At 39.6% G+C, this 11,514-nt stretch carries 12 protein-coding genes and 1 pseudogene; 7 read left to right on the forward strand and 6 right to left on the reverse strand.

Annotation, left to right across the window (positions count from 1 at the left end):
• The first annotated feature begins 99 nt into the window (after positions 1-99).
• Positions 100-888, forward strand: a complete 789-nt coding sequence (locus tag LS67_RS00920; protein WP_052082043.1) for a DUF5131 family protein — start codon at positions 100-102, stop codon at positions 886-888.
• Between the two features lie 154 nt (positions 889-1,042).
• Here the strand turns inward: LS67_RS00920 and groL are convergent, their stop codons facing one another.
• On the reverse strand, positions 1,043-2,677 hold the full coding sequence (gene groL / locus LS67_RS00925) for a chaperonin GroEL (RefSeq protein WP_034325408.1): 1,635 nt from the start codon (positions 2,675-2,677) through the stop codon (positions 1,043-1,045).
• Positions 2,678-2,707: 30 nt separating this feature from the next.
• Positions 2,708-2,971: pseudogene (groES, locus tag LS67_RS00930) on the reverse strand (co-chaperone GroES); the annotation flags it as partial.
• Between the two features lie 259 nt (positions 2,972-3,230).
• Between groES and dnaG the strand changes: the two are divergent.
• Genes dnaG through LS67_RS09740 form a run of 4 tightly spaced genes read left to right on the forward strand, consistent with a single transcriptional unit; the run spans position 3,231 to position 6,501 of the window.
• Positions 3,231-4,994 carry a DNA primase gene (gene dnaG, locus LS67_RS00935; protein WP_231944788.1) on the forward strand — a complete coding sequence of 588 codons (1,764 nt, stop codon included), beginning with the start codon at positions 3,231-3,233 and terminating at the stop codon, positions 4,992-4,994.
• Positions 4,972-6,018, forward strand: a complete 1,047-nt coding sequence (locus LS67_RS00940) for a 7-cyano-7-deazaguanine synthase (RefSeq protein WP_138109511.1) — start codon at positions 4,972-4,974, stop codon at positions 6,016-6,018. Before dnaG ends, LS67_RS00940 begins: the two co-directional genes overlap by 23 nt.
• 52 nt (positions 6,019-6,070) lie before the next feature.
• The gene (locus LS67_RS00945) at positions 6,071-6,337 is read left to right on the forward strand and encodes a hypothetical protein (RefSeq protein WP_034325411.1); all 267 of its coding nucleotides are present in this window, start codon (positions 6,071-6,073) and stop codon (positions 6,335-6,337) included.
• Between the two features lie 20 nt (positions 6,338-6,357).
• A complete protein-coding gene (locus LS67_RS09740; protein WP_162845532.1) occupies positions 6,358-6,501 on the forward strand; it encodes a hypothetical protein in 144 nt (47 codons plus the stop codon).
• A gap of 352 nt (positions 6,502-6,853) precedes the next feature.
• Here the strand turns inward: LS67_RS09740 and LS67_RS00950 are convergent, their stop codons facing one another.
• From LS67_RS00950 to LS67_RS00960, 3 genes are read right to left on the reverse strand one after another with little or no spacing between them, the layout of a single operon-like run.
• Positions 6,854-7,057, reverse strand: a complete 204-nt coding sequence (locus tag LS67_RS00950) for a hypothetical protein (RefSeq protein ID WP_052082114.1) — start codon at positions 7,055-7,057, stop codon at positions 6,854-6,856.
• Positions 7,045-7,338, reverse strand: a complete 294-nt coding sequence (locus LS67_RS00955; protein WP_052099802.1) for a hypothetical protein — start codon at positions 7,336-7,338, stop codon at positions 7,045-7,047. Before LS67_RS00955 ends, LS67_RS00950 begins: the two co-directional genes overlap by 13 nt.
• 3 nt (positions 7,339-7,341) lie before the next feature.
• Positions 7,342-7,551 carry an alkylphosphonate utilization protein gene (locus tag LS67_RS00960; RefSeq protein WP_034325447.1) on the reverse strand — a complete coding sequence of 70 codons (210 nt, stop codon included), beginning with the start codon at positions 7,549-7,551 and terminating at the stop codon, positions 7,342-7,344.
• 180 nt (positions 7,552-7,731) lie between these two features.
• Here LS67_RS00960 and LS67_RS00965 point away from each other — a divergent pair, with 180 nt between their 5' ends.
• Positions 7,732-8,064, forward strand: coding sequence for a hypothetical protein (locus LS67_RS00965; protein ID WP_034325413.1), 333 nt, complete (start codon positions 7,732-7,734; stop codon positions 8,062-8,064).
• A 755-nt stretch (positions 8,065-8,819) separates the two neighbouring features.
• Here the strand turns inward: LS67_RS00965 and LS67_RS00970 are convergent.
• Positions 8,820-11,024, reverse strand: a complete 2,205-nt coding sequence (locus LS67_RS00970) for an NADP-dependent isocitrate dehydrogenase (RefSeq protein ID WP_034325415.1) — start codon at positions 11,022-11,024, stop codon at positions 8,820-8,822.
• 194 nt (positions 11,025-11,218) lie between these two features.
• Here LS67_RS00970 and LS67_RS00975 point away from each other — a divergent pair, with 194 nt between their 5' ends.
• Entirely contained in the window at positions 11,219-11,416 is a 198-nt protein-coding gene (locus LS67_RS00975; protein WP_034325416.1) for a hypothetical protein, read from the forward strand.
• Positions 11,417-11,514 lie beyond the last annotated feature (98 nt).

Raw genomic sequence — 11,514 nt, forward strand, 5'->3', positions numbered from 1 at the left:
TGTGCAGATAAGCTTAATGGCGTAGATTCTATTTTGCCTATTTGTCCGAGTTATCGTGCTAATGTATGGAATCTTATACATTTTGGTTTAAGGAATATTATGGAGAATTATCACTCTGCCTCGTGGAATCCTTGGCACGGCTGCTTTAAGATAAGTGAGGGTTGCAAAAACTGCTTTATTTATAGCATTGATTCTATCCATAAACGAGATACAAAACACATTTGCCTCAATAAAAACTTTGAATATCCTCTCAAAAAGCGCAGAAATGGCGAATATCACATACCTGATAATACATTAGTATATACTTGTTTAAGTAGCGATTTTTTGCTTCCACAAGCTGATGAATGGCGAAATAGAGCGTGGGAGATTATGCGTATTCGCAGAAATGTGCATTTTGTATTTTTCACTAAACGCATTGAGCGATTACAATCTGTGTTGCCGAGGGACTGGGGCAATGGATATGAAAATGTGATCATAGGTGTGAGTGCAGAAAACCAAAAACACGCCAAGCAGAGAATCCCTCTTTTATGCGCTTTGCCCATCAAACATCGCTGGGTAATTTGTGCGCCACTATTAGAGGAGATTCATATAGAATCTTATCTTGCCAATATAGAACTTATCTCTGCGGGAGGAGAAAGCGGCTATAAGGCAAGAATATGTGATTATAAATGGGTGCTAAGTTTAAGAAAACAAGCCTATGAAGCGGGTATTAAATTTCACTTCCACCAAACAGGTGCGATGTTTTTAAAAGATGGCAAACTCTATAAGATTCCAAAACACCTCCAAAGAATCCAAGCCAAAAAGGCGAATATTGATATAGCACCTCTTCACGCACCACACTGCAAAGAACTTAACGAAAAAAGGGGACTTTTTAGTGTAGAAACTTAAAAAGTTAGACAAAATAGGGGTAATTAGAGTATTGTATAGGGAGAATTATGCAATATGAGTTAAGGCTTTTATTTACGCGTGTAGTTTAATACTGCGGATTCTATCCCTATCTCAAGGGATAGAATTGCTAAGAATGTGAGATAGGGCTTGTTTGTTACATCATTCCACCCATACCGCCCATTCCACCCATATCAGGCATTGCTGGAGCTGGTTTATCTTCTTTGATTTCATTGATTGTTGCTTCAGTTGTTAAAAGCATACTTGAAACTGATACCGCATTTTGCAACGCAATACGAGTAACCTTAAGTGGGTCAATAATACCTGCTTTAAACATATCCACATATTCACCACTCGCAGCATTGAATCCTGTATCTTTTGTGCCTTTTTCGACTTCATTTACCACCACACCCGCATCATATCCAGCATTTGTAGCAATTTGTGCCAAAGGAGCTCTAATGGCGCGCTTGATAATGTCATAGCCAATGGCTTCATCGCCACTAAGGTTTAATTTTACTTTTTGCGAAGCACGAATAAGCGCAGAACCACCACCGATTACGATGCCTTCATCAACTGCTGCCTTTGTAGCAGAAAGCGCATCATCTACGCGGTCTTTCTTTTCTTTCATCTCTACTTCAGTTGCAGCACCTACTTTGATAACTGCTACTCCACCGCTAAGCTTAGCTAGTCTCTCTTGCAATTTTTCTCTGTCATAATCGCTTGTAGTGTTTTCAATCTCTGTTTTGATTTGGGCGATTCTGTTTTTTACCTCTGTAGCCTTGCCCTTGCCATCTACGATTGTTGTATTATCCTTATCAATCACTACACGAGCAGCACTTCCCAAATCCGCCAAAGTAGCCGCCTCTAAAGTTTTGCCAAGCTCCTCACTAATCACTTGTCCGCCTGTGAGGATAGCGATGTCTTGAAGCATTGCTTTTCTTCTATCGCCAAAGCCCGGAGCTTTCACAGCAGATACATTCAATACGCCTCGCAATTTATTTACAACCAAAGTTGTCAAAGCTTCACCCTCAATGTCTTCAGCAATAATTAAAAGCGGTTTGCCACTTTGCATAGTCGCTTCAAGTAGGGGCAGAATTTCTTTCATATTTGAAATTTTCTTATCAGTCAAAAGCACATAAGGATTCTCAAGCTGCGCGACCATTTTGTCAGTGTTTGTTACAAAATATGCAGAGAGGTAGCCTCTATCAAATTGCATACCCTCAACCACACTTAGCTCATCATTGATACCCTTTGCTTCTTCCACAGTGATAACGCCGTCTTTGCCTACTTTATCCATAGCTTCAGCAATCAATTCGCCTACTTTTACATCAGAGTTTGCCGAAATAGTCGCTACTTGTGCAATTTCACCCTTACCACCAACTTTCTTACTTGCTTTTTTAAGCTCCGCGATAATCGCTTCACTTGCTTTATCCATACCGCGCTTAACCTCAATGGGATTTGCTCCAGCTGTAATATTGCGTAAGCCCTCTTTGAAAATGCTATGTGCCAAAACGGTGGCTGTCGTTGTGCCATCACCTGCAGCATCAGCGGTTTTGCTTGCGACTTCTTTTACAAGCTGTGCGCCCATATTTGCGATAGGGTCGGCTAACTCAATCTCTTTTGCCACAGATACGCCATCTTTTGTGATAGTCGGTGCACCATAGCTTTTTTGAATAAGAACATTGCGCCCCTTTGGTCCCATTGTTACCTTTACCGCGTCATTTAGTTGCTTGATACCCTCATACAATTTGTTTCGTGCATTATCCGAAAATTGAATCTCTTTGCTTGCCATTTCTCACTCCTTTAATATAATTTATTTCTCAAGAACGCCCAAAATATCATCTAGCTCTAAAACTATGTATTCTTTAGAATCTAGCTTGATTTCTGCACCCTTATATTTGCCAAATACGACTTTGTCATTTTCTTTCAGCACCTTATCTTCTTTGATTTTCGCGCTTACTGCTTTTATAACACCCACGAGAGGCTTTTCTTTTGCATTATCGGGGATAATAATACCTGAACTTGTTTTAGTATCTTCCTCAACGCGCTCTACAAGAACTCTCTCGCCTAGAGGTCTAAATTTCATAGGGTCTCCTTTGTGAAAATATGATGAATCAATCAAAAATTAGCACTTAATTTTTGAAGTGCGAGAATTCTATATATTTTTGTTAAACAAGTCAATACTTTATAGTTAATTTATAAATAAACTTTAGTCTAATAAACTAAATTTATATAGGCTAGATTCTATAAACTTTTAAAATCTATCGTAACATATAGAGAAACTAAGCTTTACTTATGTAGAATTCGCCCTCTATAATTAGTTTTACGAACTTATACCAAAACCTATGCGACAAGATTGTGGCGGCTATAAAATCGCAGATTTTATAGCCATAATTTACGCAAATGGTGCAGAATCTGGAATCTTAAAGTCAAAAAAAGGCTCACTACTGATGATTAGCAAACACTCCATAGAGCAGCTCAAGCAACACATTAATATCATTGAGATTATCGGTGCGTATGTGGAGCTTAAAAAAGTGGGGAACAACTATATTGCGTGTTGTCCCTTTCATAACGAAAAAACGCCAAGCTTTGTTGTGAGTGAGGCGAAAGGATATTATCATTGCTATGGTTGTGGCGTGGGTGGCGATGCGATTAGCTTCCTTATGGAGTATGAAAAACTAAGTTTTATAGAGAGTGTGGAGAAAATCGCCGCAATAAGTAGCTTCACGCTCGAGTGGGAAAAGAGCTATGAAAAAAAGCCTGATTCTATCGTGCTTGATGAGATGATGCGCTTTTATCAAAAGAATCTTCTCTCTCACAAACCCTCACTTGATTATCTCGCTTCGCGCCAAGTGGCAAATGCAAGTGTCGAAAAATTCCGCTTAGGCTATTGCGGACCAAGCTTTGAAAGTCTAAATTTTATTCGTCAAAATGCACTCAACAAAGAAGAATGCCTCGAATTAGGTGTGATTGGGCGGGACAATGGACGAGAATATGCGCGATTTAGCGATAGAATTATCTTTCCCATTCACTCCCCGAGTGGTAAGGTTGTGGGTTTTGGCGGACGCACAATGAACAATGCAAATGCAAAGTACATCAACTCCCCCCAAAGCAAGGTTTTCAATAAATCGCAACTTCTTTATGGCTACTACATCGCAAAAGACAAAATCTATAAACAAAAAAAAATCATTGTATGTGAGGGCTATCTTGATGTGATTATGCTTCATCAAGCCGGGTTTGATTACGCTGTGGCGACACTTGGCACAGCCCTAACTAAAGAGCATTTGCCGCTTTTGCGTAAAGGAGAACCAAAAGTCATTTTAAGCTACGATGGAGACAAAGCCGGGATAAATGCCGCCTTTAAAGCCGCGCAAATGCTTGCTAAAGAAAGTTATGAGGGTGGCGTAGTGATTTTTAGAGACGGAGCAGACCCAGCTGATATGGTTGCCAATAAACAAATTAATGAATTGAGTGAGATTTTTGCTGCCCCTATGCCCTTTATTGAGTTTATCCTCACCCATATTGCCCAAAGTTACGCACTTGAAAATCCCCTGCAAAAAGAAAAAGCACTCACTGAATCTACACAATTTTTACATACACTAAGCCCACTTTTGCAGGAAGAGTATAAGCCCCTTTTAGCTCGTTTGCTCTCCGTGCCTATACGCCTCATACACACTCATCGCACACAAACCCCTGCTGTATCATCACACCTCATCACAAATAGCCAAGATTTTGCCGAACTCACATTGCTTAAATCTTTCATCGAAAAACCCGAACTGATTGACTTTGCGATTGAATATATCGATTCGTCAATTTTTGGCACACACAAAGAAGCCTTTATGCTGATCCTCAACAAACAATACGAACAGCCCCAGATTCTAGGCATAAGCCTCAATGAGAGCATAAGAGCACTTCCGGATTTGGAGAGCCTTAAAGAACATTTGCGATTATTTATCGCTCAAGCCTACACGCGCCTTTTAGCGCAGATTCCACAAACTAAGAATCTAAGTTTAATGCGCAAAAATGATATGATTAGAGACATAAAACACAAAATCCTACGATTAAAACAAGGAGAACTACTCGCATATGTTAGCATTAGCACTTTTTAGCGGAGGCTGCGATAGCCTTATTTCTATGAAACTCCTCAAAGACCAAGGCATTGATGTAATTGCCTTGCACTTTGATATAGGCTTTGGCGGGAACAAGGACAAACTTGAATATTTCCACAATGCCACCGCTCAAATCCCCGTAGAGCTTAGAATCTTAGACATCAAACGACAATTTTTCAATGATGTGCTTTTCAAGCCAAAATATGGTTATGGTAAATATTTTAATCCCTGCATTGATTGCCACGCTAATATGTTTGGCAATGCGTTTGATTATCTGCTGAAAGTGGGTGCGGATTTTGTCATAAGCGGCGAGGTGCTAGGACAGCGTCCAAAAAGTCAGCGCAAACAAGCCCTTGATCAGGTGCGGAGTCTTGTGCGTAAAATCGGGGCGGATTCTAAATTTGATAGTATTTTAAGCCGTGATGGCAGCGATACAAGCAAACCGCAATATCTTGATGAACTGCTTTTGCGCCCAATGAGTGCAAAGCTTTTAGAGCCAAGCTTCCCTGAAAAGATGGGCTGGGTTAATCGTGAGGAGCTGCTTGATGTGAGCGGAAGAGGGCGCACACGACAACTTGAAATGATTAAAGAGTATGGATTCAAATATTTTGAAAAGCCCGGCGGTGGGTGTTTATTAACTCAAGATTCTGTGGCATTAAAGATTAAGGATTTAACCTCGCATCGTCAAATGCACTTTGAAGATATAGAAATGGTAAAAGTGGGACGCTACCTTGTGCTAGAAAATGGTGCGAGATGTGTGATTGCACGCAATGAGGAGGAGAATACCAAACTCGCGCAAAGCAATCCGCAAATGGAGCAAATCATATTGCTAGATTGTGTGGGACCGCTTGGGCTTGTGGAAAAGGACGCAGGAGAGGAGGATAAGATTCTCGCTGGGCGCATTGCACTAAGCTATGGCAAAACTGAATCTGGCAGGGCATATCAGGTGCAGATTGGAGAGAAAATTCATCATCTTATGTCGCTTGAGCGAGAGAAAGCACAGAACTATTTGCTTTTGATGTAAAAATTTTAAACTTTAATCTGCTAGAATACTGCAATTTTTCTGAGGAACATTTATGAAATATGGTGTTGTCTTATTTATAAGTTTTGTTGCTTTATGCAATGTCGGCTGTATGTTTAAAGGAAGTCTTGCCCATATGGCTTCTAGCTCCATAGGTTGCGCACCTTCAGAGATTACTATTAAAAAGAATAGATATGGATTCGTCAATGAAACATATAGTTATGTAGCTGAATGTAGAGGGAGAACTTATTATTGCACAACAAGCGAGAATGTCTGGGGAGGCAATACTGCAAATACAAAATGTGCGCAATCAATGCCATAATATGATGTTAAGGAGCGAAAATGGGCTTTGAGATTATGGGTATGCGTGTATGGGACTTAAGTCAGCCATTTGGCTATTTTGAGGCATTTAGTGGCATAGCTATTGTGTGCCTGTGTGCGGGGCTATGTTTATGCCTCCTACGATATTTTCCACCAAAAGCATAACATCTCAAGATGAGATTTAGCCCTAACAAACCTTGATATAAGTGCTTTTATAACAAATCTTTTCAAACTTATTATAGCTGCTATTGCGCGAGTGGTAGGGTGTTTTTTGTTTCGCTCGGGGGAGGTGATTTTAGAGGATTCTCATTGAGAGGATTCTAAAATGCGCACTACTTTAACTTATAGTGAGTTTTTGTTCGGGCTTTTGCGGTGGAGTTTTTAGAATCTTTATGCACAAAGTCCAGCAGCCTAGCGCATAAAAAAATTTTGCATAAATGGAGCGTCTTTGAGGCTTAAATTGCTATTAACAATCCACGCATTCGCTTCAAATTCACAATCTCAATCTCACCCTCCATTATGCCATTGCCAAGTATATGCGCACTTGCGCGATAGACCGAGGCATTTCTTTCTCTGCTTCATTTACTGCCTTCTCTTCATTAATGGAATCTTGATTGAGATGTGTTTGATGGTTTGATTGAGCGTGGCTTGAGTGAGGCTCTTGTGTAGATTCTGCTTCGGTAGATGTGCTTTTTAGGGGTGTAATGTTTAGAATCTCCACCCTTTGAAGCCTCCTGCCATTTGAGCTCTCGTGCTTTCTGCACTCACAAAGAGATTTGCCGTTCGACTTTCTCTCAAAGTGTGCAAAAAATAACCAATACTTGAATAGCGCAAAAACTTTTGCACATCGTCACCAAAAAGCCCCTGCATATAGCCCTCAATCGCCGCTTTTTGTGCCTTTGCTTCTTTTTCTTGTGGAGAGCCTTCACACCCACTGAATATAAAGACAAGACAAAGCGGCAGGGCTAAAATGAGCGCATATAGCTTCTTTACATTACTCACAACTTACACCTTTTTCAAAAAGCAGGTTTTAAGCACCACCACGCCGCATTTATCCACCTTTGCCTCAACCTCATCATCTTTATGAGTGAGACGGATATTTTTGATAGTCGTGCCACGTTTTATGGTGCTACTTGCACCCTTAATTTTTAAATCCTTAATCACGCTCACGCTATCACCTGCATTGAGTTCCGATCCATTGGAATCTTTTGGCATTTGTTGTTCCTTTGTATAAAATAAAGCGACATTATAGAATCTTTGTTGGCGTTTATCAAGCAGGAGTGCGAAGCATAAAGTCTTGAATAAGCCTAAATGCAGCATAAGCTTAGGCTTGGCATAATCCTTGCTTAAGCTTGTATATTGAAGAAATATCTTAAGAGCATAGAAGGAGGAAAAATGGCACTAAGCCCTATTGGAAATGTTACTTATATCAACCAAAATTCCCAGCTTGGCTCGATTCAGCACGCAAATAATATGCAAAAGGTGGATTTTGCGCTCAATGCAAATATGCAAGAATTTGTAGATAAATTAAAGGCTGTGCAAGAAGTCTCTCCAGCACCGCAAGTGGAGGCTGTCGACCCCGAAAAAGATGAGAGCAAGAAACGTGAGTTTGAAGAAAAGCAAAAGGAAAAAGAGCAAGATTCTCAAAACACTGCGGAATCCTTTGTAGAGGACGAAACCCCCATTTATAGCGCAGATAATACCCATTTGCTTGATATTAAGGCTTAGAAAAATACAAAGGATAAAAAATGAAACACATATTCCTACACTCACTTTAATATGATAAAACAATGTGAAGCCAAGCGATGATTGATAATGCGGTGATTCTTTGGGCTTCTTTAATTTTTGTGCCTTTATTAATTTTTATGTTTAAACCTCAATGGAGATTCTTTGCTATTTGCTTATCGTGTGCTAATTTGTGTTTTTGTGCTATCAGTGATATAACTCTCATTTTTAATGATAATTTATGGGGATTGCTACAAACAGAACTAAATGTATCCAAAAGTATGTTTTTGCATATGAGAGCATTTTAACTTGTCTTTATTTAGCTTTATTGTTTATAGCATATAAATATATCAAAATTCGTGTAATAATTTTTATATACTTCATCTTGTGCAATATATTATTACCTTTTAATCTTAAAGTAAAATTTTAAAATATATTGCTGCATTACTTTGTGCTATTTTAGTGACCTTTTTAGAATCTCCCTCTACACTTAAACTCTATGAGGGCTATATCCGTACAAGTGGATTAGAGTATCTTGCACCTTTTGGCGAGAATTATATTAAAAGATGAGGAGTGCTATGGTATTCTTGCCTATACTTTCTATATACACCCTAACATAAAGTATTCCTTATGTCTCATCTCTCCTTTACTATCACTAAAGCTCATATCAAAGAGAGTTTAGAATCTAAAACTAGCTATAAGCGTAACGATTCTAACTTATCTCTTTAGCTCATAAGAACTTTACTATTAAGGGGTGGCTAACCCCTTGCGATTTGCTCTATTATCGCATTAAAGCTTTTACTTGGGCGCATAATCGCATTTGCTTTATTATCATCAAATTTATAATACCCGCCTAAATCCACTTTCGCACCTTGCGCGCCATTAAATTCAGCACGGATAGAATCTTGCTTAGATTCTAGCTCATCTGCGATTGGTTTAAAAAATGCAGCAACGCTAGAATCTGCGCCTTGATTTGCTAAAGCTCTTGTAAAATACATCGCTAAATAGAAATGGCTTGTGCGGTTGTCATCTTCGCCGACTTTGCGCGAAGGAGCTTTATTGTTATTAAGCCACTCGCCAATCGCGCTATCAAGCGCGTCCGCTAGAACTTTTGCCTTGGCACTATTTTGCTTTTGTGAGTAGAACTCTAAACTTGCTTGAAGTGCTAAAAACTCGCCCAAGCTATCCCAGCGCAAGTGGTTTTCATCTACGAGTTGTTCTACTTGCTTTGGCGCACTTCCGCCCGCACCTGTTTCAAACATCGCACCACCATTAAGCATAGGCACGACAGAAAGCATTTTCGCACTTGTGCCAAGCTCCAAAATAGGGAACAAGTCAGTAAGATAATCTCGCAATACATTGCCTGTAATAGAAATCGCATTTTTACCCGCTCTTATAAGGCGCAAAGATTCTAAACACGCCTCTTTTGGTGCGAGAATCTCAATGTTTTTGCCCTTTTCTTTTAGTCTCTTTTGCACCAAATCAATCATAATTTTATTGCTTGCTCTTTTTTCATCTAGCCAGAAAATCGCCTTATCACCCGTAATATCAGCGCGTTCAATGCCTAAATCAATCCAATTTTGCACCGCATCAAATTTTGCTTGATTTGCACGATAGATGTTATTTTTACGCACCTTGTGAGAGAGAAGCACTTTTCCTGCAGCATCTACAATTACAAATTCGCCATCATTTGGAGCTATGAAAGTTTTATCGTGTGAGCCATATTCTTGCGCCTTTTTTGCCATAAGCCCGACATTGCTTACACTCCCTAGCTTTGTAGGCTCAAGTGTGCCATTTTTGCGCAAATCCTCAATTACAGCCTCATAAATTGTCGCATAAGTCTTATCCGGAATCACAGCATTCGCATCGCATTCATCTCCATTTTTATCCCACAATCTTGCGCCATTTTTGAGCATTGCAGGCATAGAAGCATCAACGATAACATCGCTAGGAATATGCAAATTCGTAATGCCCTTGTCGGAATTTACCATAGAAATTTTTGCGCTTTTTTCTAAAATCTCATTATATTTAGCTAAAATCTCCGCCTTTTTCGGGCTAGATTCTATCTTGCTTAGAAGCTCACTCACGCCATTGTTTGCATTCACGCCAAGCTTTGTAAGCTCATCGCCAAAAGATTCAAAAATTTCTTTAAAATAAGCCTTAACCGCATAGCCAAAAAGCACAGGGTCGCTTACTTTCATCATCGTAGCTTTTAAATGCAGTGAGAAAAGGATATTGTCCCTTTTGCAATTTGCTATCTGCTCTTCATAAAATGCGCTAAGCTTTGCCACATCCATAAATGTCGCGTCCAAAATCTCATTTTGTTCAAGCTTCAAGCCCTCTTTTAGCACCTTCTCCCCGCTAGAATCTTTAAAGATAATCTTAGCAGTTGTGGGAGATTCAATAAGAACCGCTTTTTCATTATCAAAAAAATCGCCATCACGCATATAGCTCACAAGACTTTTGCAGTCCTTGCTAAAAGGCACGACACGATAGGGATTTTTCTGCGCATAGGATTTCACCGCGTTTGTGCTGCGGCGGTCGGAATTGCCTTGTCTAAGCACAGGATTCACAGCCGAGCCGAGCACTTTTTGATATTTTTCTTTAATGGCTTTTTGCTCGTCATTTTGTGGCTCATCAGGGAAGTTTGGCACATCATAGCCTTTGCCTTGCAATTCTTTAATTGCCGCTTTGAGTTGGGGAATTGAGGCAGAAATATTAGGTGTTTTGATGAGATTTGCGCTTGGCTCTTTTACAAGCTCACCTAAAAGCGTGAGGGCATCTTCCACTTGCTGGTCTTTTTTAAGTCGCTCAGGGAATTGTGCCAAGATTCTAGCAGAGAGCGAAATATCTGAAGTTGCTACCTCAATATTTGCGTGTGCTAAAAACGCTTTGACAATAGGCAAAAAAGAGTAGGTTGCAAGAGCTGGAGACTCATCTGTAAGGGTGTAAGTAATTTTCATAAGCTATCCTTTAATGTAAAATGGTAATGCTTAAAGTATAGCAAATTTGATTTTCTTTAAGGCAATAGATAAAAATTCTTTAAACTTTTATCGTCCAACTTGGCAGATAGGTAGCAAAACATTTCTATTTCGTGGCTACTTGCTATATTCACGCTATTTAGATAGAATCAGCCTAGATTAAACTAGGACAAACTATGCGCTATATTCTCATCATATACAGCTTAATAAGTCTATGTGGCTGCTCTAGCTTTATGGAATTTTTAGCAAGCGAAGATTCAAAAAGAGCGTGGCATGGCTTTGCAAGACAAGAAGACTTTAAGCGGCAGTTTGAAAGCAATGCCAACACAGGCACATCAAAAGGAGACTTTGCACCAACTTTGTATGGACCATAGAAAACAAAAATCTCTTTACCCCCCAACCCCTATGTAGAAAAAATAGAAGAATCTTTGCAAAACACTACTTTGTCTATCTATGAATTTACTAGTCTCCC

This window comes from Helicobacter sp. MIT 03-1616 (assembly GCF_000765685.2).
In the GTDB taxonomy this organism is placed as follows: Bacteria; Campylobacterota; Campylobacteria; order Campylobacterales; family Helicobacteraceae; genus Helicobacter_C; species Helicobacter_C typhlonius.

Excerpts from the sequence above, each read along its gene's own strand:
- LS67_RS00940 (WP_138109511.1), top strand. The coding sequence starts at position 4,972 with ATGTTAGCATTAGCACTTTTTAGCGGAGGCTGCGATAGCCTTATTTCT.
- LS67_RS00960 (WP_034325447.1), bottom strand. The coding sequence starts at position 7,551 with ATGCCAAAAGATTCCAATGGATCGGAACTCAATGCAGGTGATAGCGTG.
- dnaG (WP_231944788.1), top strand. The coding sequence starts at position 3,231 with ATGCGACAAGATTGTGGCGGCTATAAAATCGCAGATTTTATAGCCATA.
- groL (WP_034325408.1), bottom strand. The coding sequence starts at position 2,677 with ATGGCAAGCAAAGAGATTCAATTTTCGGATAATGCACGAAACAAATTG.
- LS67_RS09740 (WP_162845532.1), top strand. The coding sequence starts at position 6,358 with ATGGGCTTTGAGATTATGGGTATGCGTGTATGGGACTTAAGTCAGCCA.
- LS67_RS00975 (WP_034325416.1), top strand. The coding sequence starts at position 11,219 with ATGCGCTATATTCTCATCATATACAGCTTAATAAGTCTATGTGGCTGC.
- LS67_RS00970 (WP_034325415.1), bottom strand. The coding sequence starts at position 11,024 with ATGAAAATTACTTACACCCTTACAGATGAGTCTCCAGCTCTTGCAACC.
- LS67_RS00920 (WP_052082043.1), top strand. The coding sequence starts at position 100 with ATGGAGAATTATCACTCTGCCTCGTGGAATCCTTGGCACGGCTGCTTT.
- LS67_RS00945 (WP_034325411.1), top strand. The coding sequence starts at position 6,071 with ATGAAATATGGTGTTGTCTTATTTATAAGTTTTGTTGCTTTATGCAAT.
- LS67_RS00965 (WP_034325413.1), top strand. The coding sequence starts at position 7,732 with ATGGCACTAAGCCCTATTGGAAATGTTACTTATATCAACCAAAATTCC.